Source organism: Gilvimarinus gilvus (genome assembly GCF_030518155.1).
Classification (GTDB): Bacteria; Pseudomonadota; Gammaproteobacteria; order Pseudomonadales; family Cellvibrionaceae; genus Gilvimarinus; species Gilvimarinus gilvus.
In genome coordinates, this window is record NZ_JAULRU010000257.1 from 1 (window position 1) to 21,843 (window position 21,843).

Below are 21,843 nucleotides of genomic sequence, written 5' to 3' on the forward strand. Positions count from 1 at the left end.
GGTCGCATTAACTGCTTGCATGAGGAAAATGATGACAATATTAAACGCCATGATCCGTGACGGAAAAGAATGGCAGCAAGCTTAATTTGTCAAAAGAATACGTTGGTTCAGGCTTGATTTTTACCACAGTCGCTTGTTATATGCCACTATTCGACCACCTCCAATGGAGATATTACTGCGTACACCACATCGAAAATAAACCACGCAATACCGACTATGATAATACCCGCCACACCGAACGTATTAAGAGACAATATAGCGGCGAAAAAGAATACAACGAATCCCAGTGTGAAAACCACTGTACCGAAAATCCAATGTGCCCTTACTCTTGCCCCACATGATCCACATTTAGCACCGCGGATTGCTATTGGCGCAATAAGCCCGAATAGACTGACACTGTGTTGGGCACACTTCGGGCACTTTCGTTTACGCATGTCGCCCCCTCATATAACGCCAACATTTGCAGATTTTTGGTTGTTGCTGTCTTTCAAGCAACAGCCAAAAATTCCGGCAAGATGGCTTTGTTATGTTTTTATTTGCTAAATTCTTAATAGTTGGATATAACACCTGCCTTGCGAATCCACATCGCTTTCATCTACCCAAACTCTTATTGGCTTATTAGCCATATATGCAGCCAGAGCTATTGAATAGCCTTTACTATAGTCAGTGGATCTCTTAAATCTTAAAAGTATTTTTCCAGAATCTAAAGTACACCCGCCAAGCTGGGACAAGTTTAAGGTTATAAAGTCTTCATATGGTTGATTCTCGGAGGAAAATCCAATCGCCTCGATACTTGCTGAAGCGCTGGTTAATGCCATTGTTTTATTAGTGGCAAACGTAGAAACAGTAAAAATTAGGATTATCATTATTAAATTTTTCAATTTTACACTCCATTACTTAAAAATAGGACTTAAAAACAGTCGTGGTAGAACGCCCCATTACTGAGACGCCCCCACACAGATCCGGACGTGCGGAATTACCGCATCCGGCTCCTCATTAATATCATTGCCCGCGTAAATCACAAGCTCTCTCATCATACCAATCCACAATGACGCGCGGCTTGCGCACTCGCATTGACTGGAAACCAAAGTGGTTAAGCATACTTTTCATTCCATTCCATGTGAAGCTCTTCCTCTGACTACGCCTGTTGAGCCATTTGTAAAGACTCTCAAGTATATAGTCAAAGACCCTACCCACACTGCGACTGTTACCACTGAGTGCAAAGTAGTTTCGAAAGCCCTGCACCTTTCTATTTAGCTGAGGAATCAACTGGCATAGCCGCTTATGGCGGTGCTCTTTGATCCAACCATAGAAAGTACGCAGTGCCGCCCTGTGTTTCTTAGGGCTGGTTTCTCGCCGCACCCTCGCCTCGCCTTTATAGTCAATCTCCCAGAATAGTCTAAATCCCAAGAAATCAAAGTGCATGGCCTGATTCGGCTTGAAACGACTGAAGCGCTTTAGCGATGTTTTATCCCGCGCCACCTCTAAACTGAATTTATTCAGTCTGGAAGGTAGCTCTTGGTAAAACATTTCGGCTTCATCTTTATACTGAAAAGCGACCACAAAGTCATCGGCATACCGTATCAGCATGGCGTGTCCTTGCAGTCGTGGCTTGATAACCTTCTCAAACCAGAGATCAAGTGCGTAGTGCAAATAGATATTTGCCAAAACAGGACTGATCACACCGCCTTGCGGCGTTCCCGCGCTCGGCTTCTGCTTTCGGCCTGTCGGCTCCACAACACGTGCTTTTAACCACTGGTTGATTAAGCTCAGCAACGCATGATCTTCGATTTTAAGCGCAAGCATTTTCAGCAGCCAATCATGATCCATGTTGTCAAAGAAGCCTTTAATATCAGCCTCTACAATATAGCCATAACTGCCGTACTGTAAGTTCATCTGTAAACTATGAACCGCCTGGTGAGCACTTTTCTTAGCGCGATAGCCGTAGCTACACGTTAAGAATTCCGGCTCCCAGATACTCTGCACTAAATCAGATACACTTTGCTGAACGATTTTATCGGTTAACGTTGGCAACCCTAAAGGGCGCTGCTTTCCGTTTGCTTTGGGAATATACACACGCTTCACATCACTGACCCGATAGCGTTTAGCTTCGAGAGCACCCGCGAGCGAATGAATATTCTCGACCAGCCTCGCTTCATAGTCTGGCGCTGTTACGCCATCTATGCCTGCCGCTGAAGATTTATTGAGATTAAGCCACCCATTAAACAGTGATTTCGCAGTCAATTGTCCATAGAGATTTTGAAAGCGATGTTTCGGGTGTGTTTGTGCTTTAAATGCTATGGCGTTTAATTCGGTTGTCATAGTAATTCCAGCCCTACTTTGTCCGGACTATGTATCTGTTAAACGCCGCGATATTAATGTCAGCCCCTTTGCCGTGTAAGTGGCTTTCCCACTCTCAGACTACTATGAGCTGATCCGACTTCCAGAGCGTCTTCGGTTGCCTCGCCTTTTACTTAGCTGCCCTACCCACTCCATTGGGAACGACTCTGGATCTCACAAGTTCCTGCCGAAACTCTTTATACATGCCACGGTTTGATAACTCCGCTAGGTCTTTACAATCTCGCCTGAAAAAAAAATAATGATTGCTCAGCATGGACTTCGATGGCGTTACAAACCTCGTCACCTAGGATTCGCTACTTTCGGAGCGATACCAACACTTCAGGGCCACGGCAGCCCCTATGGCCTATATAATTCTCTGTCTACGCTTCACGCTGGTTGTTTCTGCTGTTTGTGGGAGGGTCGCCCCTCGCACCGGAAAGTGTATGCGATCCACAGCTTCCGCGCAGCGCGCAAGACTCGATACCGGTGAGCGGCTAACTCTTGCCCGACAGGGACTTTCACCCTGCAAGTTTCGACAAGCTTCTTGTCGCACTAACGCCCAAATTTGCGGGCGACTGAAGCGAAGCGTAAGGCGCTCCGCAAGATTTGTTTGTTAGGCTTAACGACTAAACCCCTACTGGATACCTGCTTGCAATGGCAATACGGTTCCAACTATTCATTAGAACTCCAGCCCACTGGACTGACGAAATCTGAACATCTGTTAATTCCGAACTGGCCACTTTATAAACGTCATCAGATATCTGGCCATCCGAAATATTTGTAATAGCCTCTATTAAAGTTAATGCTGCTCGCTCAGTTTCTGTAAAATATTGTGTCTCTTTCCACAATGAAAGAACAGCTAGTCGATCAAGGCTTTCCTCGGATTTTACTGCGTCACTCGAATGCATTTTCATGCAGAAAGCACAACCGTTTATTTGTGATACCCTCAGTTTAAGTAGATGGCAAAACCCCTCAGTGAAGCCCGCGCCCTCAAGGTCTGCAGAAACCAATTGATCTAGCTCTACTACTTTTTTGTACATTTCAGGCGAGGTTTTTCCGAGGTTTATCCTTTCTTTCATACTCAAATCTCATTAATAGCCTAACAGTTAATTCAAAAGACTAAGTAAAATCCCTCGCGGCAATATAACACCCCGAGAAGTTAGACGAAAAAGTGTTGCTAAGCAATTGATATTACTAGACAAGGAGCAATTTTTGACAGTTCCTTGTCCGAGAAAAGAAAGACTCTTTCTTTATAATTCTGACTTTATTCGTTTTCTTTGTTCTGAACAACCCCTATGCAACCTAATGATTGTATTGCGGTTTTTACAACCCTCACTCGAATTGGCGTCAAACTTTGCTTAAAGCTACGTGAAAAAGTGTTTTGACAAAATTTGCGGGGGAAATTTACCTATTTATCCATGGGTCTTCCCTAGTTCAGGTGGGCGGGAATTAAACACAGCTCTCCCAAATGAAACAGAGTGGCCGCCTTAAACCGTTCTTTATTTCTGAATCCTCGCCACGTACCTTCAACAGTTTTATTCTTCTATTGATACTTTCTGCTCCAGCATTGCTTTTTCTATGAACGATTGCGTTGATGATTCCCCAGAGATTCTTCTTAATGCTAGCCACCACTGTTTTAATCGGAGTTAGCCTGGCACGGGCCGCCCATCCGTACCAACGAGCCCAAGCTCTCTGAGCGCAACCTCGAGTAGAATAGTTCCATAAACGTCCAGCTCACTAAGGAGGTTTAATATGTCACGGAGTCCTTTTCTTGAAATGGTACGCCAAGAGATTCGCTTGCGAGGGTATAGCATGCGCACAGAGCGTACCTATCTTTACTGGATTCGTCATTTCGTCTTGTTTAACGATAAACTACACCCCGAGGCGTTAGAGAACGCAGAAATAGAAAGGTTTCAGCGCTACCTCGTGGTTAATCGCAAAGTTAGTGCTGGCACTCGTAGCCCTGTCGATAGCCTATTCTAAACATTCACGTGCTTGTGAAAACTTATTCTGATTTTGTTCATGCCTATGTCGCATTGTTCAAACTTATGCGCGGATTTACGTTGCGTTTACAACGACAACTTACTGGCAGGCATTACCTGCCCATTTTGTTGTAATGTTAACGCTTGTGCCACGCCCGTATCATCCAGCTCAAAGTGCAAGCTTGCCTCAACCGCCTTAAAGAAAAATTCAGTATCCGAGCGAGCGAAAACAGGCAACTTGCCTTGCCCCGTTGCTTGAGCAAACAGCTGATCGTCTTCCAGTGTGACGCTAAGTACAAAACCCGGTGCCAACTGATACTCCCCGGTAAGTTTCCTTAACTGATCGGGCGCAACAGCATGCTGGGCAGTTTGATCCGCTAAGTATTGCCCCAAGGTTCTGGCCATAAAAGCGTGGCCTAGCGCATCGAAGTCTTGCGCTGCATTTAGGAGAATCACAATACCGCGTTGATTCTCTTTGTCAAAAGCCATAAACGATCGCGAACCACCAGTACCGCCATTGTGCCAATGGTAGGTCGCATTAGGAGTGGATTGAATAAACCACGCCAAGCCAATTTTCAGGCCGGGAGCAACGTCGGCGATCGGCTTATGGGTTAGGGAAATGGCATCGGCCAGCTCACCACTGGGGGCAAGGTTTAATGCTAAATACCTGTGCATGTCATTGATACTGGCGTTAATAGCGCCGGCACCGGCCATGGCTAAAAAGTGCCAGCGTGGGGCGGGGCTGTTGGCAGTAAAGTGCGGGGAGGCAACCTTCTGATTGTTGTCAGCGGGCTCGTTGATAAAGCTGTGCTGCATTTTGAGTGGGGTTAATATCTTTTGCTCGAGTAACTTGTCGTATTCACTCCGATTCGCCTGCGCCACGAGCTCACCCAGTAATCCAGTGCCTAAATTTGAGTATTCAACCAAAGTCCCAGGTTCACGAGTCTTGTCAAAGCCGGATAAAAATTTCCACAAATGCTCGCGATCATAATCGGCATAGGGGTCGAGAAAATTCAATGGTGAAAAATCAGTCGGGATACGTGGCAAGCCGGAGCGATGAGTGGCAAGATCGGCAAAGGTAACCTTCGTTAATCCGTTTGCTTCGTTAGCAACCTGCTCAGGCATATACCCGGCAACCTGGTCATTGAGCTTTACTACTTTACCTTGTACCGAGTCGGCTAGCAGTAAGCTGGTAAAGGTTTTGCTGATGGAGCCAATTTCTAGGGCATGCTGGCGCGTAAGCTTCTCTTGTGTTTTAGCGTTCGCCAAGCCTAAGGTTATAACAGATGTGTTGCCCGCCTCAATGACCACAACGGCGGCACCCACACCGAGCCCCTGCTCACTTATACTATGCGTCAGGTACTGCTCAATATCCTCAGCCGGTGTAGCAGACGCCTGACACGCCGCCAAACTTAGTAGTACGGCGCCAATCCTATGATAAATATGCATCTTGCCTCTCCCTATCAACGCAATATATGTTGTGCGGTTTACATACTTAGTCGCAGGGGCAAGACAATTCTTACCAAGGTGTAAATTTATTTTAAGAATTTGCCATATTAATATAGCCAGGCTGCGCTTCAATATCGCTTAGCCACCGTGCTATATGCGTAAAAGAACTCAAATCAAATCCGCCCTCGGCGGCAACGTGGGTATAAGCATAAAGGGCTATATCGGCAATGCTGTACTGACCGGCCACCAAATATGGATTACCTGCCAAGTGTGTATCCATCACCCTAAGAGCCGCATAACCTGCCTTGCGCTTGGCTTCAATCTCCTGCTCGAACTGATCCGCGGTATTCGCAATATGCACCCAGTACCTTATCGTGGCGATATTGGGCTCGTGAGAGTATTGCTCGAAGAACATCCATTGCAAAAGCTGGGCCTGCGCAAACGAATCGGTGGGCATTAATGCTGAACCCTGCGCCAGGTACCAAAGCGCCGCATTGGACTCCGGCAAGTAACGCTCGCCCACTTTCAAAACGGGTATGCGACCATTGGGATTCATCGCTAAAAATTCTGGCGTGCGGGATTGTTTTTGTAGAATATCCACCTCGACTTTATGAAAGGGGATACCCAACTGATGCATGGCAAGGCGTAACTTGTAGCAGTTACCTGAGCTTTGAAATTGATAGAGAGTATGCATGGCTCATCTTCCATTGACGATGTGACTCATCATACCGTTCTGAACCGGACAAAAGCAAAAAGGCCAGACGTATGCTCATCTGGCCTTTTTTGCTCATTTTACTAAGCGTTTAATATCGTCTTTAATCGCTTCGGCCCACAGGGAATAGCCATATTCTTCCGGGTGTAGAAGATCTGGCATTACCTTTTCAGTTAACACACCGTCTTCGGTGAGAAACTCGCTATTAATATCTTTAAAGAAGACGCGTTCGCCGTCAGCGAAGTTGCGAATGCGCGCATTGATTAAACTGTTAATTTCACGCAAATGATTGTCAGCAGTCGCACTGCGGGGGAAGATGGCGTGCAACAATACCTTAGTATTGGGCAGCTTCTGTTGCAGCTTGTCGAGAATTGCTTTAATCCCCTCGGCAACCAGTGCAGGCGAATCCTGACGGTGGCCGGTGTTGTTGGTGCCAATCATCAATACCACAAGTTTGGGGTCAATATTGTCGACTTCACCGTGGTTAAGGCGCCACAAAACATTTTCCGTTCGGTCACCACCAAAACCCAGGGTTAGGGTTTCGTACTGGCCAAAATATTTTTCAAACACACCGGCCCCTGCATTCTCCCAGCCCTCGGTTATCGAATCACCGATAAATACCAATTCGGGATCAGTTGTTTGCGCAAGCTTTACTTTGACTTCGTGGCGCGGCATCCACCAACTCAATGCCCAGTGCTCGGTGAGCGGTGCGGGCTCCAGGGCAACCGTCTTGTAGTTTGGGCACTCAAGCACTGTCGCCTTTACCTCATTCAGCGAGTCAACCCACTTAATACCTGAAAACGCCACCTTACCTGTACCACCCGCACCGATGCGCAGAGGTGTTTTTACATATCCGGCATTGTCGGTATCGCGAATAAAGCAGCTGGATGGTACAAGCAAACTCTGTGTGCCTGCTCCTAAAAACGCACCCATTTGTTGTGTTGCACTCGCTTTACGCTCGCAACCTGGCCCACACTGCCAGGTAATGTCCATTCCAGCTTCCTGAAAAGACTCAACCGATAGATTGAGCAGTAACCCACCGCGCCGAAATTTTTCCAAGTTTGCCGGCTGCTTTAAGTTGATGCTAAACGCACTCCACCAAGCGTTTTCAAACTCGAAAACCAAATCCCCATTTTGGTTTTTAGACAGTATGGTTTTTCGCTCATCACCTAAATTCAACACATCCCCGTGCCACGGTTGAACATCATCGTGGTTATGAGCGTTAACCGTTTGCTCGTGAACAGCTGGCCACAGCTGCAGCTGATTCTGGGCTGAATCGCTCGCACTGTGTGCACTGACCAAACTGGCCAACAATGAGGTAATCGCAATGGCGCTCTGGGCAATAATTTTCATTATTTTTTCTCAGTTCATTTCAATCGATTAGTACGGGCACGGCAATACTTTTTGGCGTTGTTCGCCAAGCCCTTCAATACCCAAATGCACTTCATCACCTTCGTTTAAGTACACCGGTGGCTTTTGACCCAGACCAACACCCGGCGGCGTACCGGTAGATATAATATCCCCCGCCTGTAAACTCATAAACTGACTTAAGTAGGAAACCAGTTTGGCGGGCCCGAACACCATGTTCTTGGTGCTGGAGTTTTGAAATTCTTTACCATTTACGTTCAGCCATATATTGAGATCCAGTGGGTTTTTAACCTCGTCACGGGTCACCAAAAATGGGCCGATGGGACCAAAAGTGTCGCAGCCTTTACCTTTGTCCCATTGGCCACCGCGCTCCAACTGGAAGTTGCGCTCCGACACATCGTGCACCACACAAAATCCAGCGACATAATCCATCGCATCCTCTTCGCTGACGTAGCGCGCATCACGACCAATGACAATGCCCATCTCCACTTCCCAATCGAGTTTTTCGGAACCCTTAGGCTTAATCACGCCGTCGTTGGGACCGGTAATGGCACTGGTGGCTTTCATAAATACCACGGGTTCTTCCGGGACAGCCGCACCCGTTTCTTCGCAGTGATCGACATAGTTTAAGCCAATACAAATAAACTTACCGACACCGTTTACACAGGCGCCGATACGCGAGTCCGACGCAATTTCTGGCAGAGCAGAAATATCTGTGCCTGCAATGTTTGCCAAAATTTCTGAACTAAGAGCCGCGCCATCAATATCCGCCACAACAGAGGAAAGATCGCGATACTTGCCGTCGCTATCGACAATAGCCGGACGTTCGGCCCCCGGCTCACCCACACGTAGTAATTTCATAATTAGATCCGTACGATTTGTATTTAGTTTCTGCGCTTTTCGTTTAAAACAAAAAATATTAATTTTCTAGCGGTTTACGGTTTACGGTTTACGGTTTACGGTTTACGGTTTACGGTTTACGGTTTACGGTTTACGGTTTACGGTTTACGGTTTACGGTTTACGGTTTACGGTAAAAGTATAGTTCGTCTTCCCGTCTTCCCGTCTTTCCGTCTTCCCGTCTTCCCGTCTTCCCGTCACCCGTCACCCGTCACCCAGAAAACCTAATTACTCCAACCACCGTCGATGATATTAACGGTGCCTGTGGTAAAGGCGCTATCGTCACTGGCCAGATAGAGTGCCAGCTTCGCCATTTCTTGGGCCGTACCCAAACGCCCCATTGGCTGACGAGCCACAAAGGCTTTGTGTGCCGCTTCATAGTCACCGGTTGCAGCGAGTCGCTCTTGCAAAGAAGGAGTATCAACCGTGCCGGGGCATATGGCGTTGCAACGTACACCCTGTGTAACAAAGTCTGCCGCTACGGCTTTGGTTAAGCCGATAACAGCCGCTTTCGTCATGCCGTATGCACAGCGATTTGGTGCGCCTTTAATGGAACTGGCTACAGAGGACATGTTAATAATGGAGCCCCCCCCGGTTTCCAGCATTTGCGGTAAAAAGGCGCGAATGGTTCGGTGCATTGAATTGATATTCATATCAATAGAACGCTGCCAGCTGTCTTCATCACAATCGAGTATAGTGCCCGAATGTACGTACCCGACACAATTAAACAGTACGTCGATAGGACCGACTGCAGCAGCCAGGTCATGCACCGCTTGTGTATTGGTCACATCCAACACGTGCGTTTCACAATTCAATTGCTGCAGCGAGTCGGGATTAATATCCGTGGCAATCACGCGCGCACCTTCAGCCAAAAACAAATTAGCTGTAGCCAGTCCGATCCCCTGCCCGGCGGCCGTGATCAACGCCGTTTTATGTTGCAAGCGGGCCATAGTTTCCTCAGTGAATATTAGGGCTGAACGCTATTGGCGCACTGGCAAACATGCCGGACCAATGGGCTCAAACGATTTATAAGTTAAAATAAATTCCTGATGACCAAGCGCTTCCGACAAGCTGCGTTCGCCCGCTGCGATCGCAAGTACCTGCTGATATATTTCTTCACCGACTTCGTCAAGGCTCGCTTCGCCGGTCAAAATTTTGCCGGCATTTACGTCCATATCATCGGCAAGGCGCTCATAGGTGGCGGGATTCGCACACACTTTTATCACCGGTGATATCGCCGAACCCACCACCGAACCGCGACCGGTGGTAAACAGTGTGAGGTGACAGCCACAGGCAATCATTTCGACAATTTCGGCGTTGTCAGCGATATTGGGGAAACCAAATCGCGGCTCGCCATCGGGCACCACGTCCAGCAAGTACAAGCCGCCGCGCGGTGGCACGTCGCCAGGCTTAATAAGCCCGTGAATTTGACTGGCACCCGATTTGGAATAGGCTCCCATGGATTTTTCTTCCAGGGTGGTCAGGCCGCCGTCGGCGTTGCCCGGTGCAAAACTGCCAAATCCCATGGTGCGATAGTAGCGCTCGGCCTTGGCAACACACTCTTGAATCAATTTACCCAACTCAGGAGTGGCCGCGCGCTCCGCCATAATATTTTCACAACCGATCAACTCGCCGGTCTCTTCAAACATACAGGTAGCGCCTTGCGCAACCAGGGCATCGAAACAGCGCCCCACCGCCGGGTTGGCCGAAATACCACTGGTGCCATCGCTGCCGCCACAAATGGTACCCACTATTAACTCATTGAGCGCCATGGGGACAGTAGCGGTGCGGGATAACTCTTCTTGCAGTTGCTCTACGGCTGAAACACCGGCAGCGATAGTACTGGCGGTACCACCTGACTCTTGAATAACCAACAACTGCGCGGCGCGGCCCGAGTCGCGAACATGATTGAGCAAGCCATCGCGATCCATACTTTCACAGCCCAGTGACACCAGTAACACGCCGCCCACATTGGGGTGCGTGCACACCGCGCGCATCATTTCGCTGGCGTACTCGTTTGGGTAACACCCAGGAAAACCAATCAGGTGTACATCCAAATCATCCACCTTGCTGACAATACGGCGGCTCACATGGTGTGCACACTCCACTAAATAGGCCACAACCACCACGTTGCGAATGCCTTTGCGGCCATCGGCACGGGGGTAACCTCGCAAGGTCCTTGTACTCGCACTCATTGTATTTCTACCTTCATCATTGGCCCGCGCGTCCAGTGCGGGTATGGCTCGCCAAATAGTCGCTCTTGAGGTTGTGCATATGCACCCACGCCCCGGCCTGAACCGTTGCAAACAAAGAGCCTATGGGCGCGCCATAGCGAAAAATTTTAGTGCCCTTGGGCATGTCCACACGGGCAATTTTATTGCCAATGGGCACCGCCTGGGCCATACGATAATGCTGGCCGTGAAAGTCGAACTCAGCCCCTTCGGCCAGGTGACAGACACTGATCAGCACATTGTCGTCGGGATGCAACAGCACCACACTCGGTGCATTAGCCGCGTTATTGTCAGTCATTCGATCCAATTACTCCGTCGGCGTGGGTGCGCTCGGGTCTATTAAGCCCGTATTGCGCAGCTGTCGCCAAAACTCTTGCGGTATGTCGGTATTCACCCAGCGCTTGGCGCTATTCACTTGCTCGGCACTGGCGAAACCCGCCAGCACCGACACCACCTGCGGGTGCGCTAACGGAAACTGTAACGCGGCCGCCGGCAATGGAACGGCATACTCATCACATACCGCCTTGATAGCCCGGGCATGACGGACAACGTCATCCGGTGCCGGCGCATAGTTATAGTAGATTTGACCATAATCTAAGGTTCCCGCCAAGATACCGGAGTTAAATGGCCCGGCTGCAACCACCGCAACACCGCGCCGCTGGCAAGCCGGAAACAGCGTTTGCAAAGGGGTTTGCTCCAATAAGGTGTAGCGCCCCGCCAGCAAAAATAGATCCACATCCAACTCGACCAAAGCGCGCTGGCACACCTCGACTTCATTCACCCCCAAACCAAACGCTTTGATTCGACCCTCGGCCTTCAACGCTTGGATAGCATGCATTCCGCCGCTACAAAAGTTCTGCCAGTGCACCTTGTGCTGATCACCATGGGTCAGCTCTCCCAAATCGTGCGCAAATACTATGTCGATGTTTTCGCGCCCCAGCCGCCGGCAAGACTCCTCAAAAGAGCGCATTACACCGCTGTAGCTGTAATCAAACACCGGTTTAAGGTCGGGCGTGTCGGCAAACCCAAATCGCACATCAGCGCGCTCACTTGGCGCTATGGGTTCAAGTACCCGGCCCACTTTGGTCGACACCAACGGGGCACCGACGGTCTCCGCGCCGAGCCCCTGTAAGAAATGTCCCACCCGGGATTCACTTAGACCGAAGCCGTAATGAGGGGCGGTGTCGATATAATTCAAACCCGCGCCCAACGCGGCCCTGAGCGTAGCTTCAGCTACATCGTCCGCGACAGCTTGGTACAAATTGCCCAGCGGTGCCGCACCTAAAGCATAAGGCGGCACAACTACGCCAGTGTTACCGACTTGCTGACCCAGTATTAGGTTTCTATTTACCACGGCACCTCTTTTTATAATTGAAAATTATATTACAAGTAAAAATTAGTAGGCGAAAAATGTCAAGCCGTTAGACGATTTGGTCAGGCCAATGTAATTGATCACCGCTTAGATATGTATAAGCCGGGCCTTTAGCACCGGCTTAATACGCAAAATTAGTGGCTTTGCTGGGTCAACTGAGATGAAATTTTAAGCGCCGCTGCCCGAAGTTTCGCTAATGCATCATCGGCGCTGCAAGGGGCGGGGTGGTAAACCACATGCGGAACCGTCAACGCCGCTACCGCACCACGAAAACCCATTACCGGCGCCGACAGATCGGTGACACCATCAATAAAATCACTGGGCGTGCGCACATAACCTTGCTCCTTTGCCTTAGCGGCCTCAGTGATCAATGCCGCCAGATCCTGCTCGTCAGCACTTTGCAGCGCCCTGCGCATCACCTCTTGCACATCGGAGGCCTGAAAGCCGTACAAAATACGTCCTGAAGCCGCTTTAACCATAGGGCGGCGATAACCAATTCTTACCGCAAAACCGAGGTCGCCCGGGCTCTCTATGCGTCCGACCACTACGATTTGATCACCGGAGGCAACCGCCAGATGGCAGGACTGACCCACCTCCCGACTCAAGGCGGCCATCACCGGCAGCGCTTCTTCGAGCAAGGTTTTGGTCGGCGCCCGGGCAATGCCGAGGGTGAACAATTTATTCGATAAAATATAGCCGTCGCGGCCATCGTCCGACTGAACAATGTAACCCCGATACTCCAGTGCCAGTACCATACGAAATAATTCACTGACTGAGCGTCCCAGTTTGCTCGCCATTTGTGAGGTGGTCATTGGCTCTACAGAGGACGCCAATAATTCGAGTATATCCAAGCCTTTTTCCAGGGCGGGTGCTTTGTATTTGCGCCCGTCGTCTTCTACGGCTTTTGCGGGTGTCTTGTCGCTCATGCGTCGCTGCTCAGTCAAAATTAATCGTTTTTATTAAGTAGTGGCTCGGGAAGACCCGGCTCCAGACCATAAACTTTTATGGCATTGTCACAGAAAATCGCCTTTTCCGCTGACGAATCGAAGGATTTTACCAACTTTTGGCAGAAGTCGTGCCATTGTCGATACTCTGACGCCAAATTTAACACGGGCCAATCACTACCCCACAACACACGTTCACTGCCAAATAGGTTAAGCACAGCCTCGGCATAATGTGTAACCACAGCAAGAGATGCCCCTGGCGCCGCCTCGGTAATCAAGCCCGACAGTTTACAGTAGACATTCGAGCGCGCCGCCAATGGTACCAAGTGCCCATACCACTGCGTCCATTCGCCCCCCGCGATATCTGGCTTGGCACTGTGATCAATGACGATACGCAGGTTGGGATATTGGTCCGCCAAAGCGAGAATATGCGGTAAGTGGCGGGTAAACACGAGAGCGTCGAAACACAAATCAAGTCTTACCAACGCATCAAGCGCCGGCGCAATTGCATCTTGCAGTATCCAGCGGTCATTTTGTAGCCCCTGCAGCATAGGCCGAACACCGCGCAACAGCCGGTCGCGAGCAAAGTGCTCAAGGCGCTGCACGGCATTGGATTCGGCCAAATTCACCCAACCCACCACCCCCAATACAGACCGGTGGGCTCGCGCCAAGTTGAGTAAATACTCAGTGTCCTGTTCAGTCGGTTGCGACTGTACCAGTACCGATGCCACATCAGGTCCCGCAGCTGCGGCGAAATCAAGAGGGCTAAAGTCTCGGTAAATGGGCTCTAGCTCCGATGTGGGCCACTCGGCCGTTGCCAGTTGCCAACAGTGCTGATGTGCGTCGATGCAAGACCAGGGTGAAGATTTATTCATGCCCGCCTTCGCTCAAGCTTCTTTTAGCAAACAACCCAACAACGCCAAAGCACAATAAAGGCACAACAACCGCCGTGTGCATACTGGTCAAATCGGACACCAACCCCATGATCGCGGTAATGATAGCGCCCCCGATAATAGCCATAATCAGCAGCGAAGACCCGGTCTTCGCTAAACCGCCCAAGCCTTTAATGCTAAGGGCAAAAATAGTCGGGAACATCAGCGACATAAAGAAGCTGGTAGAGGCCAGCGCAATAAGCCCAGAGTGATTGGCCGCGACCACAGCGTAACCGCATAGCAGAATATTGATAAGCGCGTACCACCCCATTAAACGGGCCGGATTTACATAGCCCATCAGCCAGGTAGAGAAGAAGCGCCCCACCATAAACGCCACCAATGACAGCGTCAGATAAGTTGCCAGCGACTTTTCACCCGCGCCCGGCATTGCCTCCTGACCGTAGCGAATCATAAAGCTCCAAATGCAAACCTGCGCCCCCACATAGAAAAACTGCGCCAACACACCAAACATATAGTACCGCTGGTTAAACAACGCTTTAAAATCAGCCAACCGGAAGGTTTCATCGCTGTCAGTGTGTTTACTGGCTAACACTGGAAACTTAACCAGCGCCACGGCCAGCGCCCAACACAGCACCACCGCTGCGATGGCCAAATAGGGGCCGGCCACCGCCTGCACCTCCGAGGTGTAAAACGCGGTTTGCTCGGCGGCACTCATAGCGGCCAATTCATCGGGGGAATGTTCAACACCCGATAAAATAAACTCGCGGCCGATAAGCACACCCGATATTGTCCCCAATGAGTTAAACGACTGAGCAAAATTCAGTCGTCGCTCGGCCGTTGCCGGATCGCCCAACGCCACAATCAACGGATTGGCGGAGGTTTCCAGAAAAGACAAACCGCTGGCAATAATAAAGAGAGCCGCCAGAAAAAAGACATACTCGTGGGCAAGCGCAGCCGGGTAAAACAAACCCGCACCAACCGCATAGAGCAGTAACCCGACGATAACCGCCGCCTTGTAACCAAAGCGCTTCATGGCGAGAGCCGCGGGTATCGCAAACACAAAATAACCAAAGTAGAACGCCGACTGCACCAAACCCGACTGCAAATCCGACAGTACGAAGGCTTTTTTGAACTGCGTAATTAGAATATCGTTAAGGTTGTTCGCCACACCCCACATAAAGAACAGGCTGACGATAAGCAGTAGTGCAACCCATATAAGGGCGGGACGGCTGGATGACTGAGAATTACTCACAAGATCTCCACTGGGCATTATGATTATTCGTTATTGTGTCTTGTATACCACAAAAAATATTTATAAGTAAAATGGTCTTTATATTTAAAATGTCGTAATCTGCCGAATACTAGAAAAAACAACCTCAAGGCTCACACCATGATTCCTGCCAGCGTTAGCGATTATCGTACACTCGCACAGCGTCGCCTACCTAAGTTTCTGTTCGAATACATCGACGGTGGCGCCTTTAGTGAATCAACCCTGAGGCGCAATGAAAGCGACTTCGAGCACTACCGACTGCGCCAACGCATTCTGCGAAATGTGGATAATGTCGACACCTCCACCGAAATTCTGGGCCAACACGTTGCACTACCGCTGGTGCTGGCTCCGGTTGGTATCGCCGGGCTCAATGCCCGCCGCGGCGAGGTACAGGCGGTAAAGGCCGCCCACGGCGCCGGTGTCCCTTTTTGCCTTTCCACGGTTTCCGCCTGCTCGGTAGAAGAGGTCGCCGCCAGCGCCCCCTCCGACTTCTGGTTTCAGCTGTACATGATTCGCGACCGCGGCTTTCTCGACGCGATGCTCGAGCGCGCCTGGGCTGCCGGCTGCCGCACACTGATTTTTACCGTGGATATGCCGGTACCGGCAACTCGCTATCGCGATATTCGCTCAGGTTTATCGGGCGGCACCGCACTTCGCAGAAAACTGGCCCGAGCCTCGCAAGCCATGCTTAAGCCGCGCTGGGCATGGGACGTTGGGCTGTGGGGAAGGCCGCACAATCTCGGCAATATTGCGCCAATACTCGGCGAGAATGCCGGAATCGACGAATTCTGGCGCTGGATGGCAGAGAATTTTGACCCCAGAGTTACCTGGGATGATATGGCCGTTATTCGCGAAAAATGGCAAGGTAAGCTGGTCATTAAAGGCATACTGGACGCCGATGATGCCATGGCCGCGCGCGACACCGGGGCCGATGGTATTGTTATCAGTAACCACGGCGGCCGCCAGCTCGACGGCGCCAGCTCCAGTATTGCAGCCCTACCCGCCATCAGTGCAGCCGTAGCTGGGGATCTCGACATTCTGCTGGACTCGGGTGTTCGCACCGGCGTCGATATTGTGCGAGCGCTGGCATTGGGGGCCAGCGGAGTCATGATCGGTCGGCCATGGGTGTATGGATTAGCCGCTCGCGGAGAGCGTGGTGTCGCCGACATAATCGACATATTCGCCAAGGAAATGCGCGTGGCCATGGCGCTAACGGGCCAGCAGGGTGTTGCGGGTTTAACCCGCGACATCCTGCTGGAGGAATAGCTCAATACGCCGTTATTGCATCATTGCGCCGAGCGGGAAAGGCTGGCCATTAACGGTGAAAGAGCCGTCGGCCATATTCAGCTCGGTTTTGATTTTACCGTCGCTCTCGGTAAATATGCCCTGAGCAATCATCATATTGAGCATATCCACACCGGGATCACTGCCATCTCCGGGCGTCATCCCCTGCGCCGCCGCACCCAACTGAGCAAACATTTCCGCCAGTGGGCGATCCAGCTCCGCATTAGCGTTAACCGACACTGCGGTCATTAGCCAAAACATGATCATCTCTTGCTCCGGCACCTCTGATTCTTTATCAAAGGTCATGGCCAGATCCGCTTCCATAGTGCCCTGAGGCACGGTAAACGCCAATTCATCGATGCGAATTTCTGGCCCGCGCGCAACGAACTGCTGCATCACCTCTTGATTAAACATTTTGGAAAAGTCAGGGGCCTCGGGCGTGGCAGCATCCGCCGACGCCGCTTGCATAACTTCAGTGTAAGCATCGAGATAGGCGCGGTACGCGTCTAGATCTACATTGACCAGCGACATAACGATTTTAAGGTCTGTGGCCGCCCCGGCATCGCCCATCACCTTGTCCAGACTCACTTCGCTGACAACATCGAACGCACCGCCGTCATCACTTAACTCAACGTCCGAGGCGACGCGCAACGCGTCCAAGCCACCACTACCACCAAACGGAGTGCGAAATTCAGCCCCCTCTAAAGTCAGCTCCATCGAGCCTGGGTACACCATTGTGCGCCAATCGAGATGTGCCAAATCGGCTGCCAGCTCGGCGTTTAGGCCGCGCATGGATGCACTGCTGCTGCCGTCGCTAAACGACGCCTCCGTCATAGCGCCCTGATAGCTCAGCTCGCCGCCACGAGTTACTCTGCCCTCCCCCTGGTAACCGGAAAAGTCGGCATTTAACTCAGGTGTTTGCAAGGTAAAACCGCGCGCTTTGTCCTGAAACTCAGTCTCGCCCAACAGCGAGGTTTTACCCCAAACACGGTAAAACGGTTCATCGCCTTCTAACGCCAAGGCATCGTGTACGGTCGTCAGAGTTTCGCCGGCCGGCCCTGCCCGCCATGCGTAGAGCCCAACTGCGACCCCATCGTTTAGCAGTACCGGACCATGGTCGATAGCGAGTAATACCTTAAATGTCATGGACGGCAACCCGGCCAGCTCTTCGCTGTTAAACTGAGCCACATCAATACCCAGCTCTACTTCCACCGTAGAGGTGAGCCAGCTGCGCTGATAACTTTTAATATTGGCTTCGTAGCCTGGGTAGTTATTTAAGCTCTCGACCACTTGCTCAATATGTCCCTGTGCCTGGCGCCCCAAAAGCATTGGAGCGCTCAGCAAGGCGATAATCAGTGCGATAACAATAATGCCTGAGAGTTTTTTCATTCTGGATTCCTTTCTTTAGCTTTTCGTAGGGGCGAGGTTACCACAAAGCCAGTTAACTGTAGCTAGCGCGACGCGTAAATGGATCATACCGGCATAAATGAGGGACATGGTTTTGACGCAGCGCGGCGCTGGCAGTATTCTGCTGGCCACATTACCGCAAGCGCAACGCACCCTATGCCAAACTCTCTACTCAAGAGCGATAGACTCCTCGCAACTGTTACAGTTGTTATCGGTATTCTTGCCATAGCAATGGCAGGGTTCGACCTGTATGAAAACGGACCCTTCGGAAAATTGATTACCCGGGCTGCGGTGCTAGAGGGCGGCCTCGAGGCTATCGCGCTGGCATCAATTCTCGCTGTTTGTGCATTGTTAGCAAACCGTATTGCCTTATGCATCGGCATCTGTGTCACTCTGGCGTATTTGCGCAGGCACAATGCCGAATTGTGCTTACTCGCCGGCGTGCTCTACCTGGAATTTATACTTGGGTTTAGCCGTACACTTCGCACCAGACTGTCTGCGTCGCCGTGCGCCGAACAATCACTTATACCCGATTTTATTACCGGCATTAGTCTATGGCTATTACTGTCTTTGCTATTGTCCTGGTTGGGCTTCGCCTACCCCATAACACTGCTGCTAACCTTGGCAGTGCTCGGCACAGCGTGCTTTTGGGTAAACCAACAAGCGCCGATTACCTATCAATTTGCGCGGTTTTCCCTGACGCTACCCAAACATGAACGAGCGCTCATTGGCTTACTTGCCAGCTGGTTTTTAATATTGGCTGCACGCACGGCAAATGTCGTAACACACGATTCTCTTTGGTACTTAGCACAGGGCGACCGCTTGCTCGCCCCGCAAGGCTCCATTTTTGACCAACTTGGTCTTGTATCCGCCGTTCATTATTTCCCCAAATTGTGGGAGACGTTACTGCTGCCACTAACCTATTTCGATGACGTTCGGGTACAGCAAGGATTAGCGCTGGCCATACTAGGCTGGCTGGGTCTCACTATTTACGGTCTTTGTCAGCAACTAAACATTAAGCGCATTTGGTGTTGGTATGCACTGCTTGTTTTGTTGAGCCTACCTGCCATCGCTAACTCTTCGATCGCGTTAAAAACGGATTTACTGTGCGCCGCGTTTGTCATGATGATGTGTACCGGTCTTGCACAATGGAGTACCAAGCGCCGCGTGGGTGATCTATTTATTGCGATTGGCGCCGGCGCTTTGGCCTGTTCGACTAAACTGATTGCCATCCCGTATGTCGGTATTGTGTTTATCTGTGCTCTGGTTTACGAAATACTGTTTACTCGCAAAAGCTACCCGGCAATTACCCCGCCCAACATTTCGCAATGGCTTATGGTCACCAGTGCGCTTTTGGTTTCACTCGGCCTGCTGTTGCGAACTTGGCTGTTGACGGGCGTTCCGACCATCGGGCCCGACCCGCTGATAGCGATCTGGCAGGCACTGGGCATGGAGATTCAATCCCCCGCGGGTACCTGGAACTGGACCCGATCGCAACAATGGTCTGACGTACCCACATTGCTCTACCAATGGTTGCTGGCGCCCAGCAATATGCCCTCCATTCGCATCACTTGGTTTGGCAATATCTGGTTTGTTTGTTTGCTTCTGACCGCATTGGCGATGCTGATTGGCCACAAGCGAACGCAGCCAACGCAGGCAATAAATCGTTTCTTACAGCCTCTGGCTATTGCCGGACTCGTTATCGCGGTGGCATGGCAGTATTTTTCGCGAGGTGGCGATGGCAATTATTTCGTCATTCCGATTGTGGCGGTAACCTGTCTGGCCATGGCTGCTTTAACGCTTCGAATGAAGGCTCAGTGCTCGGCGAGCACAGTGGCCCTACAAATAATTTTCCTGAGCGCGTTTGCACTGCACGTATCTCTAAGTTTTATGAACGCCGCCTGGACGCCACCAGGCACCCGGACACTCGACACCAATTTCACGCAAAAACCTTGGCAGCCAGGAAACTGGCGAACCCAACGGCTGGATAAAGCCGGGCTCACCAAGATCAACCAATACTTAGAAACTCGCCCTAACACGGAGCGCCTGGTATCGAGATACTTAAAACAAACCGCTGTGCTACTTCCGGTCCGCACGGAAGCGTTTTTCTCAATCTGGGTTATGCGGCCAGAAATCACAGCAACAACGCAAAATTTTGTGAGTTATATGCAGCGGTATCAGATCGATCACATGCTCTTTAAGAAGCCCGCCAAGGAAGATGATACTCAGCGCCAAGAGTTACTTGAAGCACTACGCAAGCAAGGCTGGAACAAAATAGAAGACCGTGGCGGGGTCCTACTTACGCGACCGGATGCGCGGCTCAACCGGTAAGATTTTTTAACCATACCCCTTTGCTTGTACGTTGACGAATGGGCCACCACTTCAGTGCGTCCTCTACATAAGTAAGGGCGTACAAAACCACAAAAGAGAAGTCAGTAAAAAAGACTGCCCCCAAGTAAATAGGCACCCCAAAAACCCACATAACAATCACATCCACTAGCAGGCAGTAGTGGGTGTCGCCCCCCGCTCGCAAGACACCCAGTATGCGTAGCATGTTAATGACCTTCATCCAGACACCCAAACAAAAAACCGCGATGGTTTGGCGCAGTAGCGTTGTGGTGGCGCTATCGACGTGATCAAAGAACTGTAAAATCCAGGGGCTAATCAACCACAATATAAAAGAAAGCGTAATCACCGTGGTGATTGTTATTCGACTGAAAAACCGACAAAGATAGTCTGCGCCTGCAATATCATTGCGCCCTAATGCCTGGCCAACCATTACAGCCGCGGCATTGGCAAAACCGACAAACAGCGCAAAAAAAGTTGTTTCTATGGGCACCATGACGCCCATGACAGCCAGCGCCGTGGTACCCGCAAACCCCGAGGCGACATGGTATGCCGCATTGCCAAGCGCCCAAATCGCATGGTTAACCAACAGGGGTATAGAGAACCGAACAAAACGCTGTAACTCAACAGGCTCCAGTGCCTGTTTGAGTTCCTGCCATCCAATCGCAAAGCGATGGCGGGTGAGATACAGCCAAGCCAATGTCAAACCAAGCTGAATGATTCGCGCAAGCAATGTACCCCAGGCCGCGCCGGCGACACCCAGCTCCGGCAACCCAAATTTGCCGAATATCAGCACATAGTTAAAACCAATGTTTAGGACAACGGCAATAGCTGCAAATATAAGAGGGGCCGTGGTGTTGCCTAACGCCCGCAGCGCCGCCTCATAAACTGTGATGAGCTGAGTGAGTAGCAGCACCGGAGCCGTTATAAGTAAAAACTGTGCCGTTAGCTGAACAACCGATTGATCTGGGTTAATCCAACCCAACCAAAATGCCCCAAGGCAGAATATCAAGGTGAATGGCACCATAAACACAGCGCCGAGCAACAAGGCAATTGCCAACGTTTTTTGGCTCGCACGGGTGTTATTTGCCCCCGTATATTGCGCCACCATGATAGAACAGGCCGTCGCCACGCCCATCATCGTAACCAACATTAAAAAATGCAGCTTTGCAGCCAGGCCCACAGCGGCGACAGCCTCAGCGCCCAAACCACCCACCATAATCACATCGGCCATACCCAAGAACGCCTGCAATACCATTTGCAGGGCTACGGGCAGAGCGAGTATTAGCATCTTGCGCCAAATAGGCGGTGCTGAAGAATTGGCAGGTATCTTGATCATGAAGCCCT

Annotated in this window: 19 protein-coding genes and 1 pseudogene; 3 read left to right on the forward strand and 17 right to left on the reverse strand. The window is 50.7% G+C overall.

Annotated features, from left to right (window positions below; all coding sequences use genetic code 11):
* Positions 1-539 precede the first annotated feature (539 nt).
* The 4 genes and pseudogenes from QWI17_RS03655 to QWI17_RS23605 all read right to left on the reverse strand — a co-directional run.
* Positions 540-881: a hypothetical protein gene (locus QWI17_RS03655; protein WP_302721150.1), complete on the reverse strand. Its 342-nt coding sequence runs from the start codon at positions 879-881 to the stop codon at positions 540-542.
* A 121-nt stretch (positions 882-1,002) separates the two neighbouring features.
* Positions 1,003-2,322, reverse strand: a complete 1,320-nt coding sequence (gene ltrA, locus QWI17_RS03660) for a group II intron reverse transcriptase/maturase (protein ID WP_302721151.1) — start codon at positions 2,320-2,322, stop codon at positions 1,003-1,005.
* A 644-nt stretch (positions 2,323-2,966) separates the two neighbouring features.
* On the reverse strand, positions 2,967-3,419 hold the full coding sequence (locus tag QWI17_RS03665) for a carboxymuconolactone decarboxylase family protein (RefSeq protein WP_302721152.1): 453 nt from the start codon (positions 3,417-3,419) through the stop codon (positions 2,967-2,969).
* A 370-nt stretch (positions 3,420-3,789) separates the two neighbouring features.
* Positions 3,790-4,053, reverse strand: a pseudogene (locus QWI17_RS23605) (transposase); the annotation flags it as partial.
* A 39-nt stretch (positions 4,054-4,092) separates the two neighbouring features.
* On the opposite strand from QWI17_RS23605, the gene QWI17_RS03670 reads away from it, so the two are divergent.
* Complete coding sequence (locus QWI17_RS03670; protein ID WP_302721153.1) at positions 4,093-4,323, forward strand: site-specific integrase; 231 nt, start codon at positions 4,093-4,095, stop codon at positions 4,321-4,323.
* Positions 4,324-4,409: 86 nt separating this feature from the next.
* On the opposite strand, the gene QWI17_RS03675 is transcribed toward QWI17_RS03670, so the two are convergent.
* The 11 genes from QWI17_RS03675 to fucP all read right to left on the reverse strand — a co-directional run bounded on the left by QWI17_RS03675 (position 4,410) and on the right by fucP (position 15,441).
* Positions 4,410-5,771: a serine hydrolase gene (locus QWI17_RS03675; RefSeq protein WP_302721154.1), complete on the reverse strand. Its 1,362-nt coding sequence runs from the start codon at positions 5,769-5,771 to the stop codon at positions 4,410-4,412.
* Between the two features lie 91 nt (positions 5,772-5,862).
* Positions 5,863-6,465, reverse strand: coding sequence for a glutathione S-transferase family protein (locus QWI17_RS03680; RefSeq protein WP_302721155.1), 603 nt, complete (start codon positions 6,463-6,465; stop codon positions 5,863-5,865).
* A 93-nt stretch (positions 6,466-6,558) separates the two neighbouring features.
* Positions 6,559-7,836: a GDSL-type esterase/lipase family protein gene (locus QWI17_RS03685; RefSeq protein ID WP_302721156.1), complete on the reverse strand. Its 1,278-nt coding sequence runs from the start codon at positions 7,834-7,836 to the stop codon at positions 6,559-6,561.
* Between the two features lie 27 nt (positions 7,837-7,863).
* Positions 7,864-8,712, reverse strand: a complete 849-nt coding sequence (locus tag QWI17_RS03690) for a fumarylacetoacetate hydrolase family protein (RefSeq protein ID WP_302721157.1) — start codon at positions 8,710-8,712, stop codon at positions 7,864-7,866.
* A gap of 261 nt (positions 8,713-8,973) precedes the next feature.
* Positions 8,974-9,699: an SDR family oxidoreductase gene (locus tag QWI17_RS03695; protein ID WP_302721158.1), complete on the reverse strand. Its 726-nt coding sequence runs from the start codon at positions 9,697-9,699 to the stop codon at positions 8,974-8,976.
* 30 nt (positions 9,700-9,729) lie between these two features.
* Positions 9,730-10,944 (reverse strand): UxaA family hydrolase, encoded by a 1,215-nt coding sequence (locus tag QWI17_RS03700; protein ID WP_302721159.1) that lies wholly within the window; start codon positions 10,942-10,944, stop codon positions 9,730-9,732.
* Between the two features lie 16 nt (positions 10,945-10,960).
* Positions 10,961-11,278: a UxaA family hydrolase gene (locus QWI17_RS03705; RefSeq protein WP_302721160.1), complete on the reverse strand. Its 318-nt coding sequence runs from the start codon at positions 11,276-11,278 to the stop codon at positions 10,961-10,963.
* A 9-nt stretch (positions 11,279-11,287) separates the two neighbouring features.
* Entirely contained in the window at positions 11,288-12,334 is a 1,047-nt protein-coding gene (locus QWI17_RS03710) for an aldo/keto reductase (RefSeq protein WP_302721161.1), read from the reverse strand.
* A gap of 152 nt (positions 12,335-12,486) precedes the next feature.
* The gene (locus QWI17_RS03715) at positions 12,487-13,278 is read right to left on the reverse strand and encodes an IclR family transcriptional regulator (protein ID WP_302721162.1); all 792 of its coding nucleotides are present in this window, start codon (positions 13,276-13,278) and stop codon (positions 12,487-12,489) included.
* 20 nt (positions 13,279-13,298) lie between these two features.
* Positions 13,299-14,171, reverse strand: a complete 873-nt coding sequence (locus QWI17_RS03720) for an amidohydrolase family protein (protein WP_302721163.1) — start codon at positions 14,169-14,171, stop codon at positions 13,299-13,301.
* Positions 14,164-15,441, reverse strand: coding sequence for an L-fucose:H+ symporter permease (gene fucP / locus QWI17_RS03725; RefSeq protein WP_302721165.1), 1,278 nt, complete (start codon positions 15,439-15,441; stop codon positions 14,164-14,166). Before fucP ends, QWI17_RS03720 begins: the two co-directional genes overlap by 8 nt.
* A gap of 138 nt (positions 15,442-15,579) precedes the next feature.
* On the opposite strand from fucP, the gene QWI17_RS03730 reads away from it, so the two are divergent.
* Positions 15,580-16,725: an L-lactate dehydrogenase gene (locus QWI17_RS03730; protein WP_302721166.1), complete on the forward strand. Its 1,146-nt coding sequence runs from the start codon at positions 15,580-15,582 to the stop codon at positions 16,723-16,725.
* Positions 16,726-16,737: 12 nt separating this feature from the next.
* On the opposite strand, the gene QWI17_RS03735 is transcribed toward QWI17_RS03730, so the two are convergent.
* The gene (locus tag QWI17_RS03735; RefSeq protein ID WP_302721167.1) at positions 16,738-18,132 is read right to left on the reverse strand and encodes a YdgA family protein; all 1,395 of its coding nucleotides are present in this window, start codon (positions 18,130-18,132) and stop codon (positions 16,738-16,740) included.
* 78 nt (positions 18,133-18,210) lie between these two features.
* Here QWI17_RS03735 and QWI17_RS03740 point away from each other — a divergent pair, with 78 nt between their 5' ends.
* Positions 18,211-20,481: a hypothetical protein gene (locus tag QWI17_RS03740; RefSeq protein WP_302721168.1), complete on the forward strand. Its 2,271-nt coding sequence runs from the start codon at positions 18,211-18,213 to the stop codon at positions 20,479-20,481.
* Here QWI17_RS03740 and QWI17_RS03745 read toward each other — a convergent pair.
* The gene (locus tag QWI17_RS03745) at positions 20,471-21,835 is read right to left on the reverse strand and encodes an MATE family efflux transporter (RefSeq protein ID WP_302721169.1); all 1,365 of its coding nucleotides are present in this window, start codon (positions 21,833-21,835) and stop codon (positions 20,471-20,473) included. The two genes, QWI17_RS03740 and QWI17_RS03745, sit on opposite strands and share 11 nt — an antisense overlap.
* Positions 21,836-21,843: the final 8 nt, after the last annotated feature.

What these genes read in the sequence shown, in the direction of transcription:
- ltrA (WP_302721151.1), bottom strand. Translation starts at nt 2,322, where the DNA reads ATGACAACCGAATTAAACGCCATAGCATTTAAAGCACAAACACACCCG.
- QWI17_RS03665 (WP_302721152.1), bottom strand. Translation starts at nt 3,419, where the DNA reads ATGAAAGAAAGGATAAACCTCGGAAAAACCTCGCCTGAAATGTACAAA.
- QWI17_RS03670 (WP_302721153.1), top strand. Translation starts at nt 4,093, where the DNA reads ATGTCACGGAGTCCTTTTCTTGAAATGGTACGCCAAGAGATTCGCTTG.
- QWI17_RS03675 (WP_302721154.1), bottom strand. Translation starts at nt 5,771, where the DNA reads ATGCATATTTATCATAGGATTGGCGCCGTACTACTAAGTTTGGCGGCG.
- QWI17_RS03680 (WP_302721155.1), bottom strand. Translation starts at nt 6,465, where the DNA reads ATGCATACTCTCTATCAATTTCAAAGCTCAGGTAACTGCTACAAGTTA.
- QWI17_RS03685 (WP_302721156.1), bottom strand. Translation starts at nt 7,836, where the DNA reads ATGAAAATTATTGCCCAGAGCGCCATTGCGATTACCTCATTGTTGGCC.
- QWI17_RS03690 (WP_302721157.1), bottom strand. Translation starts at nt 8,712, where the DNA reads ATGAAATTACTACGTGTGGGTGAGCCGGGGGCCGAACGTCCGGCTATT.
- QWI17_RS03695 (WP_302721158.1), bottom strand. Translation starts at nt 9,699, where the DNA reads ATGGCCCGCTTGCAACATAAAACGGCGTTGATCACGGCCGCCGGGCAG.
- QWI17_RS03700 (WP_302721159.1), bottom strand. Translation starts at nt 10,944, where the DNA reads ATGAGTGCGAGTACAAGGACCTTGCGAGGTTACCCCCGTGCCGATGGC.
- QWI17_RS03705 (WP_302721160.1), bottom strand. Translation starts at nt 11,278, where the DNA reads ATGACTGACAATAACGCGGCTAATGCACCGAGTGTGGTGCTGTTGCAT.
- QWI17_RS03715 (WP_302721162.1), bottom strand. Translation starts at nt 13,278, where the DNA reads ATGAGCGACAAGACACCCGCAAAAGCCGTAGAAGACGACGGGCGCAAA.
- QWI17_RS03720 (WP_302721163.1), bottom strand. Translation starts at nt 14,171, where the DNA reads ATGAATAAATCTTCACCCTGGTCTTGCATCGACGCACATCAGCACTGT.
- QWI17_RS03730 (WP_302721166.1), top strand. Translation starts at nt 15,580, where the DNA reads ATGATTCCTGCCAGCGTTAGCGATTATCGTACACTCGCACAGCGTCGC.
- QWI17_RS03735 (WP_302721167.1), bottom strand. Translation starts at nt 18,132, where the DNA reads ATGAAAAAACTCTCAGGCATTATTGTTATCGCACTGATTATCGCCTTG.
- QWI17_RS03740 (WP_302721168.1), top strand. Translation starts at nt 18,211, where the DNA reads ATGGATCATACCGGCATAAATGAGGGACATGGTTTTGACGCAGCGCGG.
- QWI17_RS03745 (WP_302721169.1), bottom strand. Translation starts at nt 21,835, where the DNA reads ATGATCAAGATACCTGCCAATTCTTCAGCACCGCCTATTTGGCGCAAG.